Here is a 25,844-nt window from a genome sequence, read left to right on the forward strand (position 1 = left end):
ATCCAGCATTGATTCGAGTGAAACGACTAACCGAGACGCGCCGGCGTCATGGCGAGACATAAAGTGAGATTTGACGAACTGGCCGCGTGCTCGCCTCGACAACGTCGAATCAAAAATAGGTGGCGGTTTGTGATTTCCGGGGGACTACCCCAAATCAGGTGAACTATATAAAGCCCCGCTGCCGGGAAAAGCCAATACCGAAGAAAAGGACGATGGGTAAAGCAATATCAAAACGGCTCGCTAAGGTGTCCCGCGATACTAAGCTTTCGCATACGGTGCCAGTGCAGATCGAACTCAGAACGTATGGTGACGTGGTGGACTATATAAACAGTTTGCCCGTAGCTCGGCAGGTTGCTCCCGAATGGGCTGAAATCCGTTCCTACATCGAAGGAAAAGAGCCGGCTACCAAACCGTACACGACGCGGCTCATCGAGGTAGCGCTCAAAAAGAGACAGAGCCGCTGATGCGTCCCATTCTTGTCAAGCATCCAATGATTGAGGCCGGGACGCGGCTCCTACGATTTATCTAAGGTGGTGCAGCGGTCAATGAATGCGAATCGAATCCAGCCTTTGCCCAGATATCTCGGAAAGGCAAATGATCATTCATCGCACGGCGAACAGGTTTCCGGACTGTCAGGGAATGCATAGATTGCGTTGAGGTTTCGCGCTCGTTTTTCGTGCCCGCCGGGGCGCATTCACTCGCTGGCTGCTCCTTCCAACCAGCCTTGGACCGTTGCCATTGCGCGTGGTGTCGACCGGCAGAATACGCGCAGCGGCAGCTGCGCGATCCATGTCTAGTGCAAACTCCGTTCGGTAGGTCGAAGCACTGCTCACATTTCTATTTTACAAACACAACAAATCTTCTCTGCTCTCCGAGGTCGTCCGCGAGAGAGAGAAGGTTCAGTCCGACGTTCTGCGCGAGCTCTTGAACCTCCCCAGTTGAAAAAGCAAACGCACAAGACGCATAGTTAGAGTCGAGCTCGGCGCGGGCTGGATGAACCACGCCTTGTTCGATGTTTGGATTCGGCAGATAGAAGTCGGCACATATCCTGCCACCCCTACTAGAAGCTCCTTTGCAAGCCTCAACACTTGCATCGCATTCGGGAAATTTTGATGGATGAAGAATTCTCTTCCGAGAACAGTGTCATACTTGCCAAATTCCTGAGCGATTAAGGTGCGCTCTCCAATGTGCAGGTACGAACAATTCGGTCCCGAGTTTCCTCTGGCAATGGCGAGGGCTAGCTGACTGACATCGATCCCCAAGTACCTTGTTGCTATGAGACCGATTTGCTTACCCAAGAATCCCGCACCGCATCCAATTTCAGCCACGCTCCGTTGAACAAGCTCGCTCCCCGTGGCCCAAATCCTCAAAGGCGCCATTGGAATGGCATCAGCGGTCATCGTTAGGCTGGTCGCAAATATCTCCGCACGCTCCAAGTGCCGCACGTCTGTTTGAACGCGAAGCTTCGATGATTGGATTAAGTGGGGCCACTTACTCTCAGTAGAGAGATAATGCATCCACTCTTTATCCCACCTATCGACCACCGAGGCATCGACGAGCGGGATAGTACCTTGAAGGTCGTCTGACATCGCAAACCTCTAGTGCTGGCGTTTGGAGGAGATCGCTTTTGTCTCGATATCGATTTCGCGACGAAAAGAGGTTGGCGTAACTCCAACGAATTTTTGAAACACTCGATTCAGTTGAGTCACGTCATTAAATCCTACCGCGTGTGCCACTTCTGAAATCGAGAGACTGTTGGTCGATAATAGCTCTTTTGCGCGGCTAACCCTTTCTGAGAGAATATACTGATAAGGTGAAAGCCCCACGGCCTCGCTGAACGCACGAATGAAGTGAAACTGGCTCAATCCGGTCACGGCCGCAAGATCAGATACAGTCATTTCATGGGAAATTTGCGCGTCTACGAAATCCTTGATGCGTTTCAACTGAAGGGCAGTTAAACCACCGCGAGCATTTAGTTGCAGCTGCTTTGAGCTCGTAGCTTCTCTTAGTTCCCACAAAAGCATCAGCCCGAGCGTTTCCACATACGCGCTGTCGTTTATTCCCGAACCATCCAGCGCGCCTTGAAGTTTTAGAAGCGTCGCTTTGAGATTGTTGTCTTCGAAATACAGAGATGGAGGAACGCTCGAGACGTCACTGGCGCGGTGATCCGTTAAGGGGGCAACGAAGTGAACCGCCAAGACGGAAGATATGCGGGTCTTGAACCGATTCCAACCTTCGGCTGAGGCGCCGGCGGGTACGAACGTCAACTTGTTACGGACGTCCTTGAGAGTCGAGCGGCTGCGGCCGCTTATCGTCGTCTCCCCATCGGAGCGAACGAAATCATGCAGGGCTAAATACGATGAATCTCCGCTTACTTGATATCCCAATTCCGTTGGACGAAGGCGGACGAGTTCGGCGGAGAACCAGGACCAAGACAGGCGTTTAACTTGGAATGGATAAACAGCGTTTGGATTTCGCTGATGCCACTCGATCTTAGTAGTAGGTCCCAAAGTAAGTTTCCCAAAATTCATCGCATAGGACGCATATAGAGTCGTGTTTGACCGAGATTGAGTCTGGGCAATATCACAACTGTTGGAGCAAGCAGTACACGGCAAATTTTGCGATAAATATCAAAAATTGCTCTGCCGAGAACGGCGACTTTAAAAAATTTGCGCGGAATGGCCTTTGTTGCGCTGAAGTGTGATGTTGAACTGACGTCCGCATTGACTACCCAGCATCCATCAGCGATCCCGATTAAGACGAGTGGGCCGGAACTGTTAATTGGGACTTCCGCATCAGGACAAGAATACCTGCCGTAGCTCAGTGACGCACTGCGGCTCGCTGAGACGTGTATTCCGATCCTAACCCGCGACGATACAGGGCGAGTCACCGTTCGCGGATGGGGAGCCGCTGGCGCTTGTCACGGTATGATTTGGTGGGCTCAAAGTCCGTTGGACTTGGGAATGCCTTTGGGGGATTGTTAGTTTGTGCGCTAAGGCTGTTGTCTTCGTTACTTCCGACCGAACAATTGACAGACGTATTTTACTTGAGGCCGACGCTATCGCGGCTGACGGTTGGGATGTGTCAATCGTGGCGATGCCGAACCCGAACGCGGTAGGCCACGAAGACAATCGAGTCGTCCGTTTAAGCAATCGCAAAAAGAGTGCCTTGCGTATCGGCGGGGTTGGTATGTACAGGTGGTTGCGCCGGTATCTTTTCGAGGGCGCTGCGAGCTGGTTCAGGTATCTGGCGGTTCGTTTCGTGGAAGATCCAGAGAAGCTCTTCTTCAGCCTATACAGTGACGCGTTGTCCTCGATAGAAGCGAGCGTCTTTGTGGCCATTGATCTTCCAGTTCTGCCCGTAACTCGTTGGGCTGCTGAGCGATCGGGAGCGGCGCTGATCTACGACAGCCACGAGCTATTCTCTGAACAAGAACTGTCAGGCTGGGAAAAACGAAAGTGGCGGCAAATTGAGAAAAAGCACATTGGTGCGTGTGATCAGATCATTACCGTCAACGAGTCGATAGCCCGTGAGCTTGAAAGTCGCTACTCCGTGGGCCCTGTTCACGTCGTCTACAATGCAGTTCGGTTGAGGCGTGATAGTACGCGATCAAGGGTGTTCCACGACGTTTTCGGGCTCTCTCCTGATGCGAAGATTGCTCTTTATCAGGGAGGGTTATCGCCTGGAAGAAACTTGGAGGCGTTGATTAAGGCGTTCGAGCTTATCGATACGCCCAACTTGCATCTTGTGTTGTTGGGGGACGGTGAAATGCTCCGCCGCCTCAAGGCGAGGGTTGATCGTTGTCGCCTGCGTGATCGAGTGCATTTTCACCCGGCAGTCCCTCAAGATGTGCTTCTATCGTATACCGCCGCGGCAGATATTGGAGTGATCCCGTATCAGCCGACGTGCCTGAACAATCTGTTTTGCACCCCGAACAAGTTGTTCGAGTATGTCGCGGCAAGCCTCCCCATTGTGTCCAGCGATCTTCCTGAAATTCGCCGCATCGTGCAGACGCATGACGTCGGCATGCTTGGTGACATGAGCAGCCCGCGTGCAATCGCGACGTTGATTGACGGCGCTCTGTCATGTCCAGACCGGCTTGAAAGTTGGCGCTTAAACTTAGAGATTGCTCGCAAAATTCTGTGTTGGGAGCGTGAGGAAGAAAAGATAGCAAGCCTTTTCGCAGCACTGACAGCGGTCTCGTCCAAAGTAGCTTCTCACAATGAAGCAAGATCGTTCAGTTCTTAGCTCCTGAATTGGGGCTTCAATAACCTGCGCTCGGCACCTGATGATTGATCTTCCGATCCTGCGGCAAGCAAGAAAGCTTATGCCTTGGCTAGAGCCGACCTTGGTTGGCAGGCTTGTGCCCTCATGGCTACGGCGCCGAGTACCGTACTCGGCTTCGCCAGAGAGTGGTCAACAGACGAGCCGGCCCCGCATTCTCGTGCTTTCTCACATGTACCCGCGCGATCGCTATCCTACGGGCGGCATCTTTGTGCACGAGCAGGTCAAGGCACTCCAGAGGCTGGGCTTCGAGGTCGTGGTTCTTTCCGGAGAGCCGTTCTGGATTTCGACTTATAATCCGCTCCACATCCTACGGGCACTGCACGCTTGGCGGAATCAACCCGTTCGCTGGAGCCGGTGGGACGGTGTGCCCGTTATGTATTTCCCCTATTGCGTGGGTGGGATTTTTCGCGATTGGTGTCACGCGTGGACATATTTGCAAGGCGCGCTTCGGGTAATGCAACAAGTGCGCGCCCGTGTCCCATTCGATCTCGTACACGCTCACACCTCATTTCTTGACGGATATACTGCCGTTCGAGTCGGAAAGCGCTTCGGTTGTCCAGTGGTCCTGACAGAGCACATGGGGCCGTTTTCGGTGCTGACGCGCAACGCTGCGTTCCGGCACTTCACGAGAGCCGGCGTAAATGGCGCCGACCGGGTGCTCGCCGTCAGCCGATCGTTGAAAAAGGATATGCTGGCCGAGTTGGGAAAGTCGGCCGAGCGCGTGCAGGTCTTGGGGAATGGCTTCGATCCCGCTGTTCACAGTCCAACTCCGCCGGCGGAACCCTCGGGAGCAGGGCCGCGGATGCTTTGGGTCGGACACGTCAGTCCGATCAAGGGAGTCGATCGCCTGATCAGGGCCATGAAGCGAGCTAGCACGGAGGCTCCGGGACTGGAACTGACGCTCTTGGGCGGCAGTGAGGGCATGGATGCGGTGCGCGAACAAGCCTCGGCGTTGGGTATAGAGGATCGCTTGAGCGTTCTCCCCGCCGGTACGCGGGCGGAGGTCGCAGCGGCGATGCGGGCTCACGACTTCCTGGTGGTCTCAAGCTTCAAAGAAACTTTCAGCCTTGTGGCGCTCGAAGCGCTCGCATGCGGACGCCCGGTACTGACGACCGCTTGCGGGGGGCCCGAGGACTTTGTCCTGCATGGTGAAAATGGGCTCATCGTTCCGAACAGTGAGGAGGCGTTGGCCAGCGGCATCGCGGAAATGGCGAGAATCTATTCTCGCTTTGACATGACGCAGGTCGCGGCTCGATTTCGAGAGACGTACAGTTGGGATAAGGTGGCCAATAATCTGGCGCAGATCTACAAGAAGCTGCTATCCGCGCGGCCGCTTGCGCCCGTAATCTCGAGTGTCCCTCGCACGCGGGTCCTCATGATCACAACCGATCATCTGATGATCGACCGGCGCATCCTCCAGGAAGCAGACACTCTGCGCAAGGCCGGCTACGAGGTGGAAATTCTTGCTGGATTCGAGTGCCCCAAGGCCGAAGATTATCGTTGGCGAGATGTTCATATCTCTCGCTTCGTATTTGATTGGAACGACACGCGCGCACAACGGCTCTTGCGCTTCGTGAAGCGTCGCAATAACGGGCTTTGGCCATATCTTTGGCGGGCGACCTGTAAATTGCTGGCGCTGACGACGGGGCTTAGCAGCTTCGAGCACTACGTATTGCGCCAGGTCGAGGAGCGTAAGTTCGACGTGCTTCACGTTCATGATTATCCGTTGCTCCGAACCGGTGTCGAGGTAAAAAGACGACGCGGTTGTACCCTTGTCTACGATGCCCATGAGCTTTATCACGGACAAGCCCAACTTCCTGCCGAAGTCAGGAAGCGTTATCGCCGCAGGGAAAAGCGACTGATCCATGCTGCCAACGTCGCGATCACCGTCAACTGGTATATTGCGGCGATGATGGCGCGCGACTATCGGTGTCAACTCCCGCAAGTGTTGCTCAATGCGGCACCGCAGGTATCGCTGGAGCGACCCCAATCAACGCTGCGTGCAAGGCTGGGACTTGCCGAAGAGGCGCGTCTTGTACTTTATCAAGGCTGGATGTCGGCGGAACGCGGCATAGACTCCCTGGTTCGAGCGGCAGCCTATTTCCCAGCGAACATTCATCTCGTGCTTATCGGTTATGGAGACTGTGAGCCGCAGCTCAAAACGATCAGCCACGAGCAAGGAACAGATGATGGCCGGGTGATCTTTATGGGACGAATCGAGCCAGAGCTCTTGGCGACCTTGACCTGGGAAGCTGATCTGGGGGTCATTCCGTACCGCCCGGTGGATCTTAATCACTTGTACTGCAGCCCCAATAAGCTGTTCGAGTTTGCCGTGGCTGGCGTGCCATTTCTGGCAAACGATCTACCCTTCTTGCGCGACATCGCAGAGGAACACGGTTTCGGTGTCATCACCGATCTCGATAGGCCGGAGTCCATTGCCGCTGCGGTCACATCGGCTCTTGCCGATTCCCACCGTTATGCCGAACTCAAGCGCGCAGCCGTCGAAGCCGGCTCACGCCTCAACTGGGAAATCGAAGGAGGGAAGCTTCTCGATATCTATGCTCAGCTGCCGGCGGCGGCGAGACCAAGCGGCGCAGCATGACTGGAGCTTCCCGCCTCAAGCTTCTTATCTGCGCCGGAGTGATCGTCTGGGCTCCCGCTTTCGGCTCTACGGGGGACAATCCGATGCGTGTCGGCGGCACTGCGAAGGGCCGGCCGATGTCTTACGGTATGGCCTTCGAAAACAGCAAGAAGGTCGGTGATGCATTCTTCAATAGTATCTGTGCCCCTGGGTTAGGGGCGGGCGGCGCAATGCGGGAAGCCGGAGTCTGGAGTGTGCTAAAGCAAATCGAAATTACGCCATGTGCGGAGGCGCGAAAGTGATGTTTGTTGCGCCGCTTCGACTCATTTGGTGCAATCGATGGATGGTGCTAGCAACGTTTCTGCACGACCTTCGCCAACGCCATGGAGCAAGCTTCTTTGGTTTAGCGTGGACGGTCCTGTTTCCCGTGATCTTTTTGGGACTCTATAGCCTCGTGTATAATCTCATCTTGCAGGTGCGGATACCAGGCAAGAGCTCTTTTGAGTACACTCTCATCATCTTTTCAGGACTCATCCCATTTCTCGGATTTAGCGAGGCTCTGTCTTCCGGCGTGAGTAGCCTCGCCGATAATCGCTCATTGCTCAAGGGAACGATCTTCCCAGTCGAACTTGTTGCCGTGAAGTCGGTGCTGGTTTCTTCGGTAACGATGTTGGTCGGCCTTGTCCTGCTGCTTGCTATCCTAGCGGCGCGGGGAGAGATGCAAGTTACTCAACTGGCCTTACCGCTGGTTCTTTTTACGCAGTTTGTCTTCACGGTCGGCCTCATTTGGGTTCTGTCCATTTTCAACATCTTCTTCCGTGATATTGCCAATCTGGTGTCCCCACTCCTGTTGTTTCTCATGCTGGTTTCGCCGATCGGCTATACGGACGAGATGATCCCACCGCACATGATGCCGATCATGGTCGTCAATCCGCTCTATTACATGATCTCGATATATCGTGATCTGATTCACTTTGACCACATTCCGGTAGGGAAGCTCGCGGCCTTCGGTGCGGTCTCGCTGGCGCTCTTCGTCCTTGGCTTCCATCTCTTTCAGCGCCTGAAAACCTTGGCCGCCGATCATGTCTGACCTCGCTATCCAACTTCACTCCGTGAGCAAGCGGTACCGCTTATTTCGCTCCAAGGGCTGGCGGATGGTGGACGCGCTGGGCCTGCCGACGCCCAAGGATACGGCGTGGGATTTCTGGGCACTTAGAGACGTGAGCCTTTCTTTGAGACGCGGCGAGCGCGTCGGGCTCATCGGCCGCAACGGCGCCGGGAAGAGCACTCTCCTCAAATTGATCGCTGGACTGATTCGGCCGAGCGGCGGATCGCTGCAGGTCTCTGGGCGCGTGACCGCGCTTATGGAGATGGGGACCGGCTTTCATCCGGACCTTACTGGCAGCCAGAACGTGCGCGCGTCGCTCGCCTATCTGGGCGTCACGGGTAAGGCAGCCGACAAGAAGACCGACGAGATTATCGAATTCGCTGAGCTCGGTGATTTCATTCACCATCCCTTCCGCATCTACTCGGCGGGCATGCAGGCCCGTCTCACCTTTGCGGTCGCCACAAGCGTCGAGCCCGATATCCTTATAGTGGACGAAATTCTGGGCGCGGGTGACGCTTACTTCTCCATCAAGGCCGCGGCCCGAATGAAGGACCTCACGGCGAATGGAGCTACGCTGCTGCTGGTCTCACATGACCTCGCCTCCGTACAGATGATGTGCGATCGAGCCGCCTGGATTGATCGGGGACGATTAGCGGCTGAGGGAGACACGCTCACGCTCTGCAAATCGTATATGTCCGCGATCCGGCTGCGAGAGGATGCGCGGCTCAAGGCGGCCGAAGCGGGTACTGGCCTTAATGGCAGTTCAAGTGCGGAAGGTCATATCGTGACGGGCCGCTTTGTCACCGGCGCGCCAGCAGCTCCGAAAGAACGCCATCCTATCCGTTCGATTCGCCTGTTATTGGACGATAGGGAGCAAGCAAATTTGCGCGTAGGCGACGCGCGAGACAATGATCCGGCGGAGGCGGTTTATCTGACGGACGCGCCCGGCTATACGAACTGGTCTGCCCCAAAGTTCGGCCAGGACAACGTGGTTTGGCGGGAATTCAGTGACGAGAAAGGACGCTACTTGCATGCTCCTTTTGCAATCCGGGTTCCCTCTGAACTGGTTGCGTCCGCAATTTTGGAGATCGAGCATGCGGCCGTTGCCGGTGAAGACGTGCGGGTGGAGTTTACGACCGGCGAAACCTATTATCTGGCTGGCACGCTCTCTCCTTCACCAGATGGTGCGTGGAGGGCCGAGCGTCTGCGGTTGCCAGCCGGGCTGTCGTCGTCCCCTGGTTCAACGACGGAGTCCCAGCCAACCGAGAGCATAGACCACATCGTGGATGGCGACTCTTATGGAGCGGGTGAAGCTCAAATCACGGCAGTCCATTTCTTTTCTCCCGACGATGAGAGCGAGGAGCGTCGAACGTTCATATGCGGCGAGGTGGCGGCGGTGGAGATAGACTGGGAGGCCTCGAACACTATCGAGCATAGTCGACTAGTCCTCGCAATCTACCGATTGGATGGACGCTGCGCAGCGCAGGTTGTCAGTCCGGCTTCCACCCGGACGGCAGGACGGCACCGCGATCGCGTATCGCTCGTTCCAATTCGACTTGGACCAATGGAATATATCGTGTCCGTTGGCGTTTTCAGAGATCTTCACGATGAGCATCGTCATGGTGCGGATCCTCTACATGTGCTTGATCGACGCTTTCGTCTCAAGGTCATGAGTCCTCCAAATATGGGCCTTGAAACCGGCGACTTTCTCCATGATGCAACGTGGCAATCCTACAGCTAGAGTAGTGCGGCGATGATAAAGCCCGATTCGTCAAGTTACTATCAGCAGGAAGCGCTTTGGAGCGAAGATATTGGCACTTCCGCGAGAGAGGTTCGCGATGCCGTCCTAGCTATGATCCCTGAAGATGCTCGAAGCATTTTGGACGTCGGTTGCGGAAACGGAGCTATTACCAATCATCTACCTGAGGATCGCCGCGTCGAGGGCTGCGATATCTCACAAGCAGCGTTAGCCCATGTCCGTTATCCTTCGAGGGTTGCCGAGATCACCGCCTTGCCATTTGCGGATGGTGCATTCGACCTTGTGCTAGCAACGGATGTATTGGAGCACATCCCTGAGGGCGAGTATCGCAAGGCTCTCGATGAGCTCTATCGCGTATCGGCACGATGGCTGTTGGTTGCAGTTCCATACAACGAGATTCTCGACGCCGCGACGGTCGACTGCGCCTCCTGCGCCTGTTGTTTTCATGTGCATTGGCACCAGCGGTCCTATTCAGCAGAGAGATTATCGCGGCTTTGGGAAGGAAAGGCCGGCGTGGTCAGCCATGCCTTTTGCGGCGCGCGCTGGAGGTGGAGTTCACCACTTGTTGTTCAGCTGCTGCATCTCATCAACGGTCGCCACTACGACTTCGAGCATGCTCAATGCCCGAACTGTGGTACCACCTATCAACCAAAGCCGACCGAACTATCGGTTGCCCTTGAGCGCCGGGTAGAGGCACTGCATTATGCGCTCGCTCTGACGGGGCGAGTCGCTTGGCCGCAGCGCTCGGAAATGGTCATGCTTTTCGACAAGACAATTGTCGCATCGAAGCCTGACGTGTTGACTGAAGATGATCACAGTCCTCCAGGAACCCTGCCGCTACAAATCGCGCGCGAAGATCTCTCGTTGCTTGCCGATCCCGATAACTATAAGCGGGCGCCTTACCTGGTCCCGGGTCTGGCGAAAACGGCTACAATCTTTCTGCCGCGGTTGCCCGCACGCGTTCGCACGACGCCCAATTTACCGTTGGCCTTGTACGATCCCGTTACTCAGCAAGAGGTGTCGCTCCAGCCGTCCACCGAAGGATGGCACAGCGTCCCCGCTGTTGCCGCTTCCCGCTCTGGCTATCTTCTGCGTGTCACTGAGTCGCTTGCGCCGATGGCTTCTATTTTGTTCGAGGGCGAGGTGGATCCCTTCCTTTCTGAAGCTTCTATTCGCTCTCGTGATGCTGCTCCTGAGCTTCGAGTCATTGAGTTATCAAGACTCAATGAAGAGCTCGAAGGCAAACGTGCGGCCGGCGAAGAGCGGATCGAGGCGATCCTTCGCCTTTGCTCGGAGCTCGAAGCGAGCCGCGTTCAGGCAGAGAAGCGGATACAGGAGTTGTTGAAGTTCGCGGAAGAGCTCGAAGCAAAGCGGTCGGCCAGCGAGGGTAGAGTCGAAGAACTTCTTCATCTTTGCTCGGGACTTGAGGTTGGTCGAGCTGAGTCAGAGCATCGGATTCAGGAACTCTTAAGACTTGCTGAGGAGCTTGAGGCCAAGCGTGTAGCAGCTGAAGAGAGAATTCACCTTTTGCTAAAGAAGGAAGCTCCGGACGCTAAAACTGAATGACGGGCAATAAGGTGCCGAGAATAGCTGACTCCACATTTCAATGTTCCGACGATGTGCGTAGCGCAGGCTTCTTCGTAAAGGTGAAGCTCCGCACCGCGGCGTACCTCCTTCGAAATCCTGATGTGATCGAGCGCGTCTAACACGGCGAGCGTGATCGTGACGCTACCGCGCAGTACTATAGTGCCGCCCATGAAATTTGCGATGCTTGAAAGTCTCGATACCATAGAGGCATAATATCGATAGCCGATTAGCCAGGCTAAGCCCGAACCGATCGTTCGGCTAGCGATCCTCCTTTAGTTAGAGAAGCGTATCGGCATTGTGAATCTGATTAGTCAAATGAACGGCCCCAGTTCGGGAGGCGCAGGTTGAGGTCAAGGTTCGGGCATCCGCGAGGGGCGTCATTTGAGATGATACTTTCTGCCATTTGTGTTTGGGTCGGTGTTGTCGCTTGTCGAGAACACCAGGACGGGGCCGAAATAGTTCGTTGCGCGCTCTGTTTCTCGATAAAATAAGAAGCGGCCTGCACCTTTGTCGATGATCTCTTCCTTGGAGCTATTTGCCGGGCCGAGCGGCCGGTCATCTTCATACAGCTGGGCAGCATCTAGCGGCCCGTCATAGTACTTGACGGGGATCAAGTAGGCATGTCCCTGGTAGTAGGGATGAAAACTGCCACGCAGCAGGTGTCGGTCGATCGGGCTCGGAGGAATGAGGTGGAGGAACGCGCTCGACGCTAGCGCAAACAGCACTGAACCGATCGTGACGCGAATGCTCGCTGTTATCTTGTGCGCCAACTTCGGGCCCTTTTTTGCGAGGCTTCCCATCTGAACCAGGCGGCCTGATTCCGTAAAGTCGACAGGAATCCGCCAAGCCCGGTTCGCGGCCGTCCTGGATGCCGTGCTGGTAGAACCAGGCGTGCGCACAGACAAAGTAGCGCAACTGAAGCAATGGCGAGGAGGGGTACGGTTTGCATGAGCCGGGTCGCGGGATACTTTAGGCTGGCTTTACTGCATGGCTCATCTGCTTATGCCAACCTATTTCGTAAACGTGTCCATCTGCACTGCTGGCTATTTGTGGCGTGTTAGAAGGGGAGGTGCCAGCCATACTTTTGCAGAATGGCTGCGAAGCTTGCGGTTGCTATCGCAACCCCGGCATTCCAGAAAAGTGACCCGCCGCGGGCAAGCGCTCGCGAAGCGTAGAGACAGGAAGGCATCGATCGCCGGCTTCAGGGATCTCAGCGTCACTGCGACCCCGCCGGTGCACCGACTGCCAGTTGCGGCCAGGATAGCGTCGCTTTCGGATGCGGCCATTGTCGCTGCATTGTTGCGTGAGCGCAGTCGTCACGGCCAAAGCTTCCTGATTTGTCCGCGCATTCAGGATCTCGCCCCGATGTTGGCACGCGTGCAGGCAGTGGCTCCGGATCCGCGTTCGTCTGCCGCCATGGCAAGCTGGCAGCCGACCGATCGATGACCGCATGATGAGTTTTGTCGAAGATGACGCGGATGTTCTCCTGGCAACCAGCATCGTGGAGAGCGGTCTCGATATTCCAATACCATCGTGGTCTGCTGGCCCGAACGGTTCGGATTTGCACAGCTTCACCAGCTCTGCGGCCGGTGGGGCGAGGCGGAACGCGGGCGTTCGCCTACCTGTTGACCGAGTCCCGCTCACAACACTCCGAGAAGCGTCTGGCCGGTCTCGTGGAATTCAGCAGGCTGGGCGCCGGCATTGCCATCAGCGAACACGATCTCGACCTCCGACGGGCCAGGCGACCTGTTTTCGGGGCGGCAGTCGGGCCATGTCCAGGTGTTTGGGCCGGTGTCTATAAGTCACCTCCGAAAGTGGCCTCGAAGAAAGCTGACGACGACGCCAGCGATCTTTGGGTGCCCGATCGGAACCTGCCACTGAGGGACGCGTTGCCCGAGAGCTACATGCAATCGGCGGCGGTGTGCCCTCGAAATCTATGGTCGCCTCGCCAGGTGCCGGAGCGAAGAGGATCTCGACGATCTGGTGCCGTCGTTTCGGCAGCCGCCGCCGGCCCACGCTTGCTTCGCCGCAGCAAGGCTGAGGATGGAGTGCGAGCGAAGGGGCATCATCAGGCTCGACGTCGGGCCGGAGGCCATCGCTGCAAGCTTCCTGCCCGGGCGCCGGGGAAAGCCGGGACGCGGACGCTGCAGCGCGATGGAGACCGCGTCGCCTGCCTCTGCCCGACTCATGAGAACCCATTTGACCGGGTTGAGGAGTTCCTCGACCTTCTGGACAAGTGAATCAGAAGTTAGCTCTCACATTTCTTGGGACATCGGCAAGCGTTCCGTCCGCAGATGCAACCACCCAGGCCTCTTGGTGGAGGCGAGCAGCCAGCGCGTTCTGGTCGACCGTGGCGAGGGCACCCAGCGATAATTGCTTCGCAGCGGCACAGATTTTCGCCGGCTTGATCGCATTCTCTTGACTCACGGTCCTCCGGACCATGTGCTTGGCATTCCCGGACTCCTGTCCACCCCGGTTGCGACAGGGGGCCGGCGTCATGACGATCCACGGCGGCCCGGAGACGCTCGATGTCGTTGTGCGGATGCTGGCAGGCTTCTGGGGCGAGGGGAGCGCGCCGCTACCCCTGGGAGCTCATTCCCTTGACGGAGGGGCAGGTTGGCGCCGCCAGGGAATTCGCGATCAGCTGTTTCCGGTTCGCCATCGCGATACCGATAGCTTCGGCTTCACACTCGAAATCCCCGCCCGCCGTCACCTTGAGCCCGATCGTCCGGTGGCGCTCGGCGGGCCGGATGGGCCGTTGCGCAATTGCGCGGCCCCGCTCGAGCAGAGCGAAGCGAGTGCGATTGTACCGGCGCGGGGCCGTCGCGAGGAAATCCGGTATAGCCAAAATCGGGGGCCGTCCCAACTGGGACGCTCGCTGAGGTAGAACCGCCTTGACTCCGTACGCAGTTTATATTTCATTTTATGTTTTATTGTTTCAAGAAACCCTTTTTTTGAAGGATTTTTACAATGGCGCTGAATACACTTACTGCAGTCGATGGCACATCGCTGACTGGCAAGACCACCCTCCTCAACTATCTTAACACGCTGACGGCCGGTGGGTTGAGCGGGATCAGTATTTCAAGCATCGATTATGTCGGCGGTACCGCATCAACATCGACGTTCGACTCGCTGAACCTCAGCGGGACCGTAAATTTCGGCAAGGGCATCCTGCTGACGTCCGGCAACGGCACGCCGCCGCGGACCAACACTTCGTCCAGCTACGGCGTTGATCTTGGCCTTCCAGGCAACACAAGCCTGACTACATTCGCACAGAATGCCTTCCCAGGTGCCGGTTCAACACACGATGCCAGCGTTATAACGCTGCATATCAACGTCACCGACCCGAACGTTCAATCGATCAGGTTCAATGTCGCGTTTGGCTCGGATGAATATCCGGAATTCTCCAACACATCATTTGTCGATATCGGTGCCGTTTGGGAAAACGGCGTCAACTATGCGTTGATCAATGGCCAGGCCAATCAACCGCTCAGCGTCACCCAGACAAACATCAACCTGAACAATTTTATCAACAACCAGTCGGGTGCGCTGGCGATCGAATATGACGGCCTTGTCAATGCGCAGACCGTATTCGTTCCAGTGCATTTCGGTGACAACGTCGTCAGCCTCGGCGTGGCCGATACTGGTGACGGCATTTACGATTCCGGCCTTTTCATTTTAGGCTTGGCGTCTTCTACATCCAGCGCCGCTGGCACGTTCCAACAAGTGTTGGGAACAAGCGCGAGCGATATATTGGTAGGAAGCACGAACAACGAATTATTTGACGCTGGCGCGGGTAACGACGGCATCTGGGGATATGGCGGTAGCGATCTCGCCTATGACGGTGATGGTAACGACGTGTCCGTCATGGGCAGCGGGAACGACCAGGTTTTCGGTGGGAATGGCAACGACTACGCCTATCTCTACGGCGGCAACGATACCGCGTATGGCGGCGCGGGCACTGACGTGCTGATCGGAGGCGACGGCGACGACGTTCTGGTTGGCGATAGCGGGTTCAACTATCTTTTCGGCGGGGACGGCAACGACATCCTGTACGGCAACGGTGGCACGTCCCCAACGGACGTCAATGTCATGTTTGGCGAAGCCGGCAGCGATGTGTTGATTGGCGGCGCCGGAACCAATTATTTCTACGGGGGCGCCGGCGTCGACAGCATGTACGGCGGTTCAGGCATTAACATCTTCATCTCATCGGGCGAAACTGACGGCAACGTCATCAGCGGTGGCTCCGGCCAGAATTATGTCTATGGCTCCAATGGCGGCGACACCGTAACCGGCGGTGTCAGCACCGATGTCTTCCTAATGGGCTCCGGCAGCGATGTGATCAGCGGCGGAGGTGGAGTGGACTATGCCTGGGGCGGCGGTGGATCGGATATTTTCTCCATTAGCGACACTGTCCCCGAAGTCATGGTGATCCAGGATTTTAACAGTGGTGGTGTGAACGACATCGTGAACTTCGCCGGAACATCGCTGCACTCCTTTGCCGACGTGCAGGCCGCTTCGTTCTATTCTGCAGGCATCAACACCACGATCATCACCGACGCAGCCGGCAGTGCCGTTTGGTTGATCGGGAAGGGTCCGGGCGATCTCAACGCCAGCATGTTCAGTTTTAGCTAGCCGGTTCGATGCCTATTCGAGCGAGGCCCGCCGGTATGACCGGCGGACATCGATGGGTATTACTTGGTTCGTTTTATCCTGGCTGCCAGGGCGAGTTACATCGGATCGGCGAGGAGCGAAGCGAGCGGCTGGACCTGGTCCCGGCGCAGTTCCGGATCTCCTCGTTACCCGGCGTCCCAAAATGCGCCTGCCGTGCTTGCGAGGACGGTGTCGGCGCCGGCCCCGACCCGGTTGATCGAGGGCGGACTGCCGACCGAAGCAACCGTCGCCCAGGTTCTGGTGTCCAAATATGGCGATCACCTGCCGCTCGACCGGCAGGCCCAGATCGATGCCCGCCAAGGCATCGCTCTCGATTGATCGACGCCGGCGGACTGGGTTGGGCATGCTGTCGTCCATCCGCGCCCGCTGCATGGTAAGCGCTGTTTTCAGGCCACAGCTTTGAGGTCGTGACGGCAATAGGCCCACGGCAGCAGGTGATCGATCTCGTTATTCGGATGACCGTTGACGATCCTGGTGAGCGCGTCGGTCAAGTAGGCAAGCGGATCGACATCGTTCAGCTTACAGGTTTCGACCAGGGAGGCGATGATAGCCCAGTGCTCGGCACCACCGTCGGAGCCTGCGAACAGCGCATTTTTCCGGTTGAGCGTGATCGGACGGATCGAGCGCTCTACGGCGTTGTTGTCGAGCTCGATACGGCCATCATCGATAAAGCGCGTCAGGCCCTCCCAGCGTGAGAGCGCATAGCGGATGGCGTCGGCCAGCTTGCCCTTTTGGCTGATCAACGCGAGCTTTGCGCGGAGCCACTGCTCGACGGCTTCCGCCAGCGGTCGGCTTTTCTGTTGCCGAACGAGACAGCGCTCCTCGGCGCTACGGCCACGGATGTCCTTCTCGATGGCATAGAACTCGGCGATATGCTTGAGCGCCTCGCCCGCAATGGGCGCGGGACCGGGGGCGGCGAGTTCGTAGAAGTTACGCCGCATGTGGGACCAGCAGAATGCAAGCTGAACGTCGCCACGCTCGGCCAGCTTGCCATAGCCAGCATAGCCATCGACCTGCAGGATCCCCTTGAAGCCTGCCAGATGGGCGATTGGTCGGTCGGCTTTGCGATCGGGAGCATAGACATAGGCGACGCCCGGCGGATCGGCGCCGCCCCATGGCTGGTCGTCCGCTGCATAGGCCCAGAGCTGACCGGTCTTGGTGCGCCCTCGGCCGGGATCGAGCACCGGCATCGTCGTCTCGTCGGCGAACAGCTTTGGCCGTCGCCTGAGCTTGCCGAGGAGGCGCTCATGCAACGGACGCAGGTGGAAGGCTGCTTGTCCCACCCAGTCCGCCAGCGTCGAACGATCGAGCTCAATGCCCTGGCGGGCGTAAATCTGAGCCTGCCGATAGAGCGGCAGGTGATCGGCATATTTGGACACCAGAACCTGGGCGACGGTTGCTTCGGTCGGCAGTCCGCCCTCGATCAACCGGGCCGGGGCCGGCGCCTGCATGACACCGTCCTCGCAAGCGCGGCAGGCGTATTTGGGACGCCGGGTAACGAGGATCCGGAACTGCGCCGGGACCAGGTCCAGCCGCTCGCTTCTATCCTCGCCGATCCGATGTAACTCGCCCTGGCAGCAGGGACAGGTCTTGTCCTCGATGTCGACGACGACTTCGATCCGCGGCAGGTGCGCCGGCAAGGTGCGCCACGGTTGACGCGGCGCCTACCGGCTTGCACCTCACGGCCTTCAGGTGCGCTGACGTCCTGCGCCGTCTCGCCGTACGCTGCCACCTGCTCGACGTCTTCTAGGCCCAGCAGCATCTGATCTTCAGGCAGCGTCTCTGCCCGCCGGCCAAACCGATGCCGCTGCAATTCCTTGATGATCTGACGCAGCCGTTCGCTCTCGCACCGCTCCGCAAGCAGCATCGCTTTCAGCGTCTCGGGATCGTCAGGCAGGGCGTCGCTCACACCCAATTCAGAGCATATTCGCCGCCAACTGGCGACGCGTCCGACGCTCCTGATTCACTTCGCCGCAGCACGCCAACAACTATCCCGCTTGTGTTGGCGCCGGCGTCGCCCGTGCTTCATGCACAAGCCGCCAGTCGAGCCCCTCCAGCAGCGCCGACAATTGCGCCGCCGACAGACGCATCACACCGTCCTCGATCTTCGGCCAGCGGAAGATTCCATCCTCCAGCCTCTTGGCGAACAGACACAAACCCGTTCCGTCCCAGAACACCAGCTTGATCCGATCCGCCCGCTTGGCCCTGAACACATAGACAGCTCCCGAGAATGGGTCAGCCCCCATGCTCTCGCGCACCAGGGTAGCAAGCCCCTCCATTCCCTTGCGGAAGTCTACCGGTTTAGTCGCCACCATCACCCGGACCGCACCCGACGGACCGATCACTGGCTCGCCTTCAGCGCCTGGACGATCGACGCAATCATTGTTGGGTCGGCACCACGACCGGCCCGGATCGTGATGCCGTCAACTTCGATCTCGATGATCCCGGAATCCGTCTTGGCCTTGCAGCGCACCGCTTTGCGCTCACGGCCAAGAGCGGGCGCCGGCACTACGGCATCCACCACCGCCGGCACAAACTGTACTTCTTCCACTTCGGAATGACCGCCCGCAGCTTCTCGCAACTGACGGCGCCAGCCAAACAACTGCTGCGGCGACAATCCATGCCGTCGCGCTACCGAACAGACCGAGTCGCCGCTCGCAACGATCTCCGCAACAATCCGCGCCTTGTCCTCGTCGCTCCACTTCCGCCGACGGCCGGCTCCAGTGAAGACCTCAAGCCGCCTCACCGGCTCCGTGATAGCACTATGCACTGTGTCCATTCTAAGCCTAACGGTTCAAACAAACCGCAGACTCGCAGATCGCCCCGTCAACCGGTAGGTGGCCGCTGAACAGCGCTTACGCTGCATGGGCGTCTTCTCACGGTGCTTCGCGCGAGATCCAAGCTGTTCGCCGACGCGACGACGGTGCCGGTGCTCGATCCCGGTCGAGGGCATACCAAGACCGGCCAACGCGGGGCCACCGGCCCTGGGGCGGCCTAGATCCGCCCGGCATCGCCTATGTTCATGCACCCGACCGCAGGCCGAGCGGCTGTTCAGCCATCTTGCCGGCTTCAAGGGCGTCCTGCAGGTCGATGGCTACAACGCCTACCCCTGCGGACCGACCGATCGATGTTCGTCTTCTCCAGAATGAACGCCTGCGATCGATTTGGTGGCCGCCGCGTGGACGAATAACCGCCCATACTCAAAGCTTCATATCCTCGTCGCTGAAAACCATGATGAACTTGTCGCCGGGCGCGGCACTTCCCGGATATTGCGTTCGTATCTGATGGAGCAATCGCGCAGCGCCGGCATCCTTATTAAGAGCCAGCGTGTGGATCTGGCGCAGAACTGCTTCCCAGCGCGTCATCATCACTTGAGCACCCTCGAGTTCGATTGCGACATCTTCATTTGCGACCTTGCGGAACAGATGGGCAGGCGACGTCTTCCGCGATGCTTGCCGTGGCCGGCCCCTTGGATTGCCGGATTGGCCCTTCTTGAACCGGCCTCCCGCCGGCGGATTTCGATACCCAGTTCTCATCTCGGAGATCCCGTATTCAGCTCGTCGATGCGCTCCTGCCAGTTGGGTCCGAAGCGCCGTGCTGCCTCGGTTGTACCGATAGTCTCGTACTCGGGAGCGCCTGGAGCCTCAGGCGCGAAGTAGTCGGCAGCCATTTTGACGATTAGTCGGGCCGCCTTCATGTCTCCTCGGATCGCCTTCACGAACAACTGGCGAAACTGGATTTCAGCTTTTGTCATCCGCTTGCGCTTGCCGTTGTCGGTCACGGTGATCTCCTCGTTGTCGATGGCCTCCAGGACCCTGCCGGGATCGAAAGGCTGGCGGACCTTCTTCGGCTTCCCGCTCGGATTCCCGGATTGGCCCTTCTGAAATCGGGTAGCGAGCGGCGGCTTGCCGTATCCGACCTCATAGGGCTTTTTCGGATATCTGCCCATCGCTCGGCCCTGTCTCGATTTCGCGAAAGGCCTTGCCGTCCGAAATACGGATGGCATCTCGGCCGGTCAGATTCTGCCAGCGTCGGATCGCGGTATCGAGGTAGAGCGGATCGAGTTCGATCCCGCGGCATTGGCGGCCCGCTCGCTCAGCCGCAAGTAGCGTCGTGCCGCTCCCCAAAAACGAGTCGAGCACGATCTCACCCCGGTTGGAGCAATCGAGCAACGCATCCATCACGAGCTGCACCGGCTTGCTGGTCGGGTGCAGTTGGAACAGGTTGTTGCCCTTGCGCGCCTGTGTGCTGGCGCCGTCGTAGTGCCACACGTTGGTGCGGTTGCGTCCATATTTGCCGAGCTCGATATTGTTGGTGTGCCGCCCGGCGCCGGACTTGAAGACAAAGACCAACTCGTGCTGGGAACGGTAGAGCGATCCCATGCCCGCGTTATTCTTCACCCAGACCACGATGTTCTTCAGCTCGGAATAGACGCCGCGGCCGGCTGCGAGCAGCGCGTCAGCGTGCCGCCAGTCCATGCATACAAAGTGGATCGCGCCACTTTCGCTGTATTTTGCAAGCAGCGTGCAACCAAGCGTCAAAAAGCGGGTAAACGCCTCTTTGCTGAGCTCGCCGGAGCCTTGGGCGAACTCGCGATGGCGGATCTTTCCGTTCCCCGAGACGTGACCGTCAATGGGAACATTGTACGGCGGATCGATAAACACCACTTGGGCGCGCCCTTCAGGCATCACGCTCTCAAAGGCAGCCTCGGAGGTCGCGTCGCCACAATGCAGGCGATGGTCTCCAAGTTGCCAGGTGTCGCCCGGCCGGCAAACCGGCACCCCGCTAACCGCGTCGGCGTCATCGCTGGGCTCGGCGGTAACTCCCTGGTCGAGCTTCTTCTGGATCAGCAGATCGGTCTCGGGCAAGCTGAAACCGGTGATCGTAAGATCGAAGTCAAGATCGAGTTCCTTCAATTCCAGAAAGCTCTCGCCGAGCAGACCCTCGTCCCAGTGGGCGTGCTGCGCCAGCCGATTATCCGCGATCCGAAGCACTTTCAGCTGCGCCTGCGACAGATGTCTGATCTCGACAACCGGAACGCGCGGCATTCCGAGCTTTCGGGCGGCGAGCACCCGGCCGTGTCCGATCACCACCTGCCCGTTGTCGTCGACCACGATCGGCATGACAAATCCGAATTCGCGAATGCTGTCCGCGATCTGATTGACCTGGCTCTGAGAGTGCTGTCGTGGATTGCGGGGATCCAGCACGAGATCTCCGACGGCTCGATATTGAATCTGAATCTCGATTAAGCCCGCATTGGTCGCCCCGCTGCGTCGGGCCGCCGCTTTCGCGCTTCTTTGGGATGAACCCGTCATGTGAATTCCTTCCGCGGATTATCTGGGTGACAGTTCGGTGGGCAAATGGCTGGTGCAGATTGCGGGAATCTCCGTCAGCTCCAGCTGCCGCACGGCTTCGCGCCGCCCGTGGCCGGCGCCGAGCACGTTGTTGGGATCGACCACGATTAGCCGGGCGAAGCGATGCGCCCGCATCGATCGGGCCGGCTTGCGGAGCTGCGCGGGAGAGTGGGTCGTCGGGTTACCCGGGTTGGGCTTGATCTGGTCGATCGCCGGATATGTGATCTGGTGACGGACCTCCGCAGCGCGGATGTACTTCGGGTTGATGGTCGGAGGGATGTTCACGTTGCCTGGTCCTCAAAAGTCGAGAGAGCAGGCGAGACATGGGCTATTCGGCTGCAGGGATCGAGTTCACAGATTGAAGAAAAAAATGAACCCAGTTATCGGGCCAACTGGATGGATACGAGCTTCTTGGGATCGATCGGTAACTTATTGTTTTTGATAATGAATTCGAATTCCTTTGTGTATGTTAGGACCATAAACAGGAATTCCGCGTCGGCGATCAGGTTGCCGTAGCCGGTCTTCTTTTCGCCCACGCGCTCGCGATCGTTGATCGTCACAGCAACCGCGGCCGCAAGATGGATCACCGGCAGGCTCGGCCGCCAGACCCTTGTCTTAAAGTTTTCGGGGCTGGACTGGTTTGCTTCCTTCATTGCGTATTCGGCGAGCTGATTGAGGGAAAGTCGCTTAACTCCGCGAAGAAGCTTAACAGTATGTCCTGAGGCCCGTCGTAAGAATGGGATAACAATTTTGGCAGCGACCATGCGATCCCGAATGAGACGGTTTAGTTTCTTTAGGTCAGCTTTGATTCTTTGTTCGTCACGAAAAGCATATTTCTCTTTCACGAGTCCGTCTGCGCTGCCGAACTCCTTGAACATTGCTCTTAAGTGAGCCGCACAAACCGACGTCGCTAAGTCCGCGCGCTCTGCATCCGTCGCTAAAGGAAAAGCGAGGAGTACTAACAATGCCGCCCCGCATTCGAAGAGAGTCTGACTGCGAGCATCGAGGACGAACGTACGAGGAGAGGGCATTCGCAAGCTCCCAAAAGCTAAGACTAGTCCAATCAACTCACGCGCCACCAGTTCGATGCCAGGCACCTATTTAGCAGGGATTGCTGGAGAGGTCTGAGGATTGTCGTCGCCAAAGTAGATGCGCGGAATGCAATTTACTGTAGGCACAGCCGCCGAGCCTGGCGCGCGACCGGAGCTCCGCCCGACAATGTTCGCGACGCGAATTTACGAGGCGAGCGAGAGGCCGGTCATCATTATGCCGATTGCCGTGATCCAGCCTACGGGGGCCCGGATTGCGATGCCGTGCCCATCGAGCCAGTTCGCCTGAACGTGACGGTCAGCACCATGACAAGGGTGATCACGACATAGCCGACGCAGGCCAGTCCAGCCGCAAACAGGAGGCGATCGGTATGTGGCACGACGTCACCGGCGTTCCACGGATATCCACATCGACGGCCGGCAAGATCACGCTATTGTTGTCTGCTGCTTAACTCTAGAAGACGACCCGCGCGAGATCGACTCGGCTCACAACCGCAGAGGGAGTAGCCATGTCCAGACAAGATGAGAGGGCGCTGCGGCGCCAGTGAGAAGCCGGTGCTTACCAGACTCCGCAGGGCGCAGGCATGGCGACGCGCTAGGCTTCAGCGGCTCATCAATGATCCGGATATCGACGTCAACGACCCGGACCGGAGCCATGCCCGGTTTCGTCTAGATTCCGGATCGCCTCGGGGCCGGGGGGATGGCTGGATCGGAGGTAAGCGTCCATTTCTGACACGTCGAATTAATTGACAACGGTTGCTGGCCGCCAGTTCCAGGGCAGAAGCTCGTTGAGCTGGCTCATGGGATGTCCGTTGGACATGCGCTCGAGCACGTCCTGGAGATAGGCGAAGGGCTCGACGTCGTTGAGCTTGGCGGTGGTAATGAGGGAACAGATGGTTGCCCAGCGGTCGGCGCCGCCGTCGGATCCGGCAAACAGGTGGTTTTTGCGGCCGAGCGTGATGGGACGGATTGCGCGCTCGACGGTGTTGGTGTCGAGTTCGACGCGGCCATCAACGAGGAAGCAGCAGAGAACCTCCCAGCGGCTTAAGGAGTAGCGGATAGCGTCGGCGAGGCTGCCGCGGGGCGGCATTTGAGCAAGCTGCCGCTCAAGCCCAGCCTTCATCGCTGTGACCAGAGGCAGCGATCTGGATTGACGCACGCTCCGTCGTGCATCGGCGGCATGGCCGCGGATGGCATTCTCGATCGCGTAGAACTCGGCGATGCGCCGCAGCGCTTCTGCCGCGACAGGCGAGCGGGTAGCTGACTCGTACCGTTCTCGCCGCTCTGCTTGCGTTAGAGAGTCAATCCGTCGCAGTGTCAGCCCGCTAGAGTCGGACGCCACCGCTGTTCCGGAGCACGCCAGTCCACGCCTTCGATCAGCAGCGACAACTGTGCTGACGTCAGGGACAGCGTCTCGTCCGGTTTGACGCTCGGCGGCCACACGAAGACACCGTGCTCGAGCCGTTTGGTGAACAGGCAGAACCCGGTGCCGTCCCAATAGATGATCTTGATCAGGTTGGCCCGGGTGCGCCCCCGGAACACGAACAGGTGGCCGGTGAACGGATCCTGCTGCAGCACGCCCTGCACCAGCATGGCGAGGCCGTCGATGCCTTTGCGCATGTCGATGAAGCCCAAGGCCAGATGCACCTTTACGTTCGGAGGAAGTAGCGTCGTCATGCCACGGTCTCCGCATCGGTGATCTCGACGGTGACAAATGCTGGAGGCGCCAGCTCTTGCTTCCATCGGCGCAGAACGCGGCCGTCGATACCGTAGCGGCGAGCGACCTCAGCGGCACTCGTTCCATCTTGCGCGACCTGATCGAGAATCTGACGCTTGTCCGCCTCACTGAACCGGCGCCGATGCCCCTCACGCGGTCGCGCAACGATGGGGCTTGCCGAGCGGGAGGAGGGATAAGTCCCCGGATTAAGGGGAGGACTAAAGGGCGGACTTAGCTGCGGACTAAAGGGAGGACTTAAGCCTCGACGGCGATAGAGCAGTTTGCGTTCCGGCGGTTGCGGCTCGGCTTTAAACACCGCTCGCCAGTTGCCGAACGCCTTCAGCGGAATGCACTCCGCTTCGCAATACTGCCGTTGGTTCAGGTCACTACGCTTCCACGCCTCATGGTGCGCACGCCAGAACGACTCGTCCTGGCGTCTCCACCTTCCGTCCTCGTCCGCCATCTCGTTCTCATTTGCAAATCGAGAACGAGAACAGATCGTGCTTCCGTGCCGCAGGAAAAGTGTGCGAGAAATGGACGCTTACAAGCTCCCTGTTATTTGTAGAGGAATTCCCTGTTCTCGGAAAATCATTCCCTGTTGAGTTGACTAGGGAATTCGACAACAAGCGGCCGGCAACACTGGGATTTCCCGAAGGAAGGGCACTTTGGAGGCTCCCAAATGCGAGGATTCCCTGAAAAATTCCCTGTTTGCAGGGAATTGGTCCGGAGATCGGGGTTGCCGTCTCTTCTTAGTTCGGCGCAGCACCGCGCGTCGACGCGGCGGCTGTTTCGTGTGCTGATAATGATCACGCCGTTGCGGGGCGAAATTTCGCACCGATGAGCCGCGGCCCTTCAGAACCCTGTTGGTCGCTCAAACCTTGGCGAGCAAACCGGTGAAGGCACTGATCGCGGATTGGGAAAAGGTCGGCCCGGTTGTCATGATCGCTGCTGGCGTCATGCTGGTGCTTCTTGGTTTGATCGCCAAGAGGCGTCACCGGCGGTCTGTTGAGAGCCACGAGAATGAGAATTTAGCCGAGTAATTCGGCCGTACGCCTGTTGGTCCCTTGGCCCTCCGGAGCTCCACCACACCCTCGATCTGGGTCGACATTGCACTGGGTGAAGAAATAGTGCTTGGCAACCGCGACACGCAGATATCACCGACGAGCGAAATTCAGTCCTCTACCACCAGACCTGACGGAAAGTAAGCGAGCAACTTTCCGTCCGGTGGACCGTACTTCCAGAAGCGGGCAGCGCGGTGAAAGCCGTCGATCAATATCGGAAAGCTGAACGAGCGACCGAACGTGATCGGATCTGTGGGAAATTCATAGCTCGGTCCTTTGGGAAGGACGCTTCGAGGATCGTCGAGTTTGACGCCTGTCGTTGTCATGTATTCCTCAAACGAAACGAAACGCCCCTCGCTTTCGGGATACCAGACATTTGGTGGCACGAGCATCGAGCCCAATCTCGCTCGCCCGACCCTAACGATGTCAAACGAAATCACTCCGGTCAGGAACGCGAGTAGGACGGGTCGAGCGCACGCGGTACCAAAGGCGAGTTCATACTGCTCGGCCTCAGAGAGCAGCTCGAATGAAGTCCCGCTTGATCGCTTCGCGACGAGATGCCCTAGATCCGAATAGTGCCGGGCGGCCGGAGAATCGGTCAACTCGCTGTAACCCCATCGGGCTTGAACTTCCAACAGCGGCACATTTTGCAGCCTCAAGTCGCTCC

General features: G+C 58.0%; 22 protein-coding genes and 6 pseudogenes. 12 read left to right on the top strand and 16 right to left on the bottom strand.

Annotated elements, in window-relative coordinates:
* Nucleotides 1-212 precede the first annotated feature (212 nt).
* Nucleotides 213-464: a hypothetical protein gene (locus G6P99_RS18425; protein WP_165123095.1), complete on the top strand. Its 252-nt coding sequence runs from the start codon at nt 213-215 to the stop codon at nt 462-464.
* Nucleotides 465-899: 435 nt separating this feature from the next.
* Here the strand turns inward: G6P99_RS18425 and G6P99_RS18430 are convergent, their stop codons facing one another.
* Both G6P99_RS18430 and G6P99_RS18435 read right to left on the bottom strand, forming a co-directional pair.
* Entirely contained in the window at nt 900-1,589 is a 690-nt protein-coding gene (locus G6P99_RS18430; protein WP_334262074.1) for a class I SAM-dependent methyltransferase, read from the bottom strand.
* A gap of 9 nt (nt 1,590-1,598) precedes the next feature.
* Entirely contained in the window at nt 1,599-2,531 is a 933-nt protein-coding gene (locus G6P99_RS18435; RefSeq protein ID WP_246709575.1) for a helix-turn-helix domain-containing protein, read from the bottom strand.
* 559 nt (nt 2,532-3,090) lie between these two features.
* Here G6P99_RS18435 and G6P99_RS18440 point away from each other — a divergent pair.
* The 5 genes from G6P99_RS18440 (at nt 3,091) to G6P99_RS18460 (ending at nt 11,301) form a co-directional block, all read left to right on the top strand.
* Nucleotides 3,091-4,248, top strand: coding sequence for a glycosyltransferase (locus tag G6P99_RS18440; RefSeq protein WP_165123099.1), 1,158 nt, complete (start codon nt 3,091-3,093; stop codon nt 4,246-4,248).
* A 208-nt stretch (nt 4,249-4,456) separates the two neighbouring features.
* On the top strand, nt 4,457-6,889 hold the full coding sequence (locus tag G6P99_RS18445) for a glycosyltransferase (RefSeq protein WP_165123101.1): 2,433 nt from the start codon (nt 4,457-4,459) through the stop codon (nt 6,887-6,889).
* Between the two features lie 280 nt (nt 6,890-7,169).
* Nucleotides 7,170-7,958 (top strand): ABC transporter permease, encoded by a 789-nt coding sequence (locus G6P99_RS18450; protein ID WP_165128913.1) that lies wholly within the window; start codon nt 7,170-7,172, stop codon nt 7,956-7,958.
* Entirely contained in the window at nt 7,951-9,717 is a 1,767-nt protein-coding gene (locus tag G6P99_RS18455; RefSeq protein WP_165123103.1) for an ABC transporter ATP-binding protein, read from the top strand. The genes G6P99_RS18450 and G6P99_RS18455 overlap by 8 nt, the downstream gene beginning before the upstream one ends.
* A gap of 12 nt (nt 9,718-9,729) precedes the next feature.
* A complete protein-coding gene (locus tag G6P99_RS18460; protein WP_165123105.1) occupies nt 9,730-11,301 on the top strand; it encodes a class I SAM-dependent methyltransferase in 1,572 nt (523 codons plus the stop codon).
* A gap of 398 nt (nt 11,302-11,699) precedes the next feature.
* On the opposite strand, the gene G6P99_RS18465 is transcribed toward G6P99_RS18460, so the two are convergent.
* Nucleotides 11,700-12,092 carry a hypothetical protein gene (locus tag G6P99_RS18465; RefSeq protein ID WP_246709576.1) on the bottom strand — a complete coding sequence of 131 codons (393 nt, stop codon included), beginning with the start codon at nt 12,090-12,092 and terminating at the stop codon, nt 11,700-11,702.
* A gap of 415 nt (nt 12,093-12,507) precedes the next feature.
* Here G6P99_RS18465 and G6P99_RS18470 point away from each other — a divergent pair.
* From G6P99_RS18470 to G6P99_RS18485, 4 genes and pseudogenes are all read left to right on the top strand, one after another.
* Nucleotides 12,508-13,562, top strand: a pseudogene (locus G6P99_RS18470) (helicase-related protein); the annotation flags it as partial.
* A pseudogene (locus tag G6P99_RS18475) lies at nt 13,559-14,134 on the top strand (MBL fold metallo-hydrolase); the annotation flags it as partial. The pseudogenes G6P99_RS18470 and G6P99_RS18475, both read left to right, overlap by 4 nt.
* A 158-nt stretch (nt 14,135-14,292) precedes the next feature.
* Nucleotides 14,293-15,957: a choice-of-anchor L domain-containing protein gene (locus G6P99_RS18480; RefSeq protein WP_165123107.1), complete on the top strand. Its 1,665-nt coding sequence runs from the start codon at nt 14,293-14,295 to the stop codon at nt 15,955-15,957.
* A 77-nt stretch (nt 15,958-16,034) separates the two neighbouring features.
* A pseudogene (locus G6P99_RS18485) lies at nt 16,035-16,311 on the top strand (IS66 family transposase zinc-finger binding domain-containing protein); the annotation flags it as partial.
* A 71-nt stretch (nt 16,312-16,382) separates the two neighbouring features.
* Here G6P99_RS18485 and tnpC read toward each other — a convergent pair.
* From tnpC to tnpA (G6P99_RS18500), 3 genes and pseudogenes are all read right to left on the bottom strand, one after another.
* Nucleotides 16,383-17,863: pseudogene (gene tnpC, locus G6P99_RS18490) on the bottom strand (IS66 family transposase).
* Nucleotides 17,864-17,984: 121 nt separating this feature from the next.
* A complete protein-coding gene (gene tnpB / locus G6P99_RS18495) occupies nt 17,985-18,341 on the bottom strand; it encodes an IS66 family insertion sequence element accessory protein TnpB (protein ID WP_092304020.1) in 357 nt (118 codons plus the stop codon).
* Nucleotides 18,338-18,742, bottom strand: a complete 405-nt coding sequence (gene tnpA, locus G6P99_RS18500; protein WP_224741334.1) for an IS66-like element accessory protein TnpA — start codon at nt 18,740-18,742, stop codon at nt 18,338-18,340. Before tnpA (G6P99_RS18500) ends, tnpB (G6P99_RS18495) begins: the two co-directional genes overlap by 4 nt.
* A 114-nt stretch (nt 18,743-18,856) precedes the next feature.
* On the opposite strand from tnpA (G6P99_RS18500), the pseudogene G6P99_RS18505 reads away from it, so the two are divergent.
* Nucleotides 18,857-19,103: pseudogene (locus G6P99_RS18505) on the top strand (IS66 family transposase); the annotation flags it as partial.
* A gap of 93 nt (nt 19,104-19,196) precedes the next feature.
* Here G6P99_RS18505 and G6P99_RS18510 read toward each other — a convergent pair.
* From G6P99_RS18510 to tnpA (G6P99_RS18550), 9 genes and pseudogenes are all read right to left on the bottom strand, one after another.
* On the bottom strand, nt 19,197-19,532 hold the full coding sequence (locus G6P99_RS18510) for a DUF5681 domain-containing protein (protein ID WP_246709578.1): 336 nt from the start codon (nt 19,530-19,532) through the stop codon (nt 19,197-19,199).
* Nucleotides 19,529-19,945, bottom strand: coding sequence for a DUF5681 domain-containing protein (locus G6P99_RS18515; RefSeq protein WP_165123113.1), 417 nt, complete (start codon nt 19,943-19,945; stop codon nt 19,529-19,531). The genes G6P99_RS18510 and G6P99_RS18515 overlap by 4 nt, the downstream gene beginning before the upstream one ends.
* Nucleotides 19,917-21,311 carry a site-specific DNA-methyltransferase gene (locus tag G6P99_RS18520; protein WP_165123115.1) on the bottom strand — a complete coding sequence of 465 codons (1,395 nt, stop codon included), beginning with the start codon at nt 21,309-21,311 and terminating at the stop codon, nt 19,917-19,919. Before G6P99_RS18520 ends, G6P99_RS18515 begins: the two co-directional genes overlap by 29 nt.
* 18 nt (nt 21,312-21,329) lie before the next feature.
* Complete coding sequence (locus G6P99_RS18525; protein WP_165123117.1) at nt 21,330-21,635, bottom strand: ParB N-terminal domain-containing protein; 306 nt, start codon at nt 21,633-21,635, stop codon at nt 21,330-21,332.
* A 95-nt stretch (nt 21,636-21,730) separates the two neighbouring features.
* A complete protein-coding gene (locus tag G6P99_RS18530; RefSeq protein WP_165123119.1) occupies nt 21,731-22,381 on the bottom strand; it encodes a hypothetical protein in 651 nt (216 codons plus the stop codon).
* Nucleotides 22,382-22,638: 257 nt separating this feature from the next.
* Nucleotides 22,639-22,779 (bottom strand): hypothetical protein, encoded by a 141-nt coding sequence (locus G6P99_RS18535; protein WP_165123121.1) that lies wholly within the window; start codon nt 22,777-22,779, stop codon nt 22,639-22,641.
* 362 nt (nt 22,780-23,141) lie between these two features.
* Nucleotides 23,142-23,681, bottom strand: a pseudogene (locus G6P99_RS18540) (IS66 family transposase); the annotation flags it as partial.
* A gap of 35 nt (nt 23,682-23,716) precedes the next feature.
* On the bottom strand, nt 23,717-24,076 hold the full coding sequence (tnpB, locus tag G6P99_RS18545; protein ID WP_029084721.1) for an IS66 family insertion sequence element accessory protein TnpB: 360 nt from the start codon (nt 24,074-24,076) through the stop codon (nt 23,717-23,719).
* Nucleotides 24,073-24,579 (bottom strand): IS66 family insertion sequence element accessory protein TnpA, encoded by a 507-nt coding sequence (tnpA, locus tag G6P99_RS18550; RefSeq protein ID WP_035978196.1) that lies wholly within the window; start codon nt 24,577-24,579, stop codon nt 24,073-24,075. The genes tnpB (G6P99_RS18545) and tnpA (G6P99_RS18550) overlap by 4 nt, the downstream gene beginning before the upstream one ends.
* A gap of 430 nt (nt 24,580-25,009) precedes the next feature.
* Here tnpA (G6P99_RS18550) and G6P99_RS18555 point away from each other — a divergent pair, with 430 nt between their 5' ends.
* On the top strand, nt 25,010-25,156 hold the full coding sequence (locus G6P99_RS18555; RefSeq protein ID WP_165123123.1) for a hypothetical protein: 147 nt from the start codon (nt 25,010-25,012) through the stop codon (nt 25,154-25,156).
* 131 nt (nt 25,157-25,287) lie between these two features.
* Here the strand turns inward: G6P99_RS18555 and G6P99_RS18560 are convergent, their stop codons facing one another.
* The gene (locus tag G6P99_RS18560) at nt 25,288-25,836 is read right to left on the bottom strand and encodes a hypothetical protein (protein ID WP_165123125.1); all 549 of its coding nucleotides are present in this window, start codon (nt 25,834-25,836) and stop codon (nt 25,288-25,290) included.
* Nucleotides 25,837-25,844 lie beyond the last annotated feature (8 nt).

Origin of the sequence: Bradyrhizobium sp. 6(2017) (genome assembly GCF_011058295.2) — a bacterium.
GTDB lineage: Bacteria > Pseudomonadota > Alphaproteobacteria > Rhizobiales > Xanthobacteraceae > Bradyrhizobium > Bradyrhizobium septentrionale.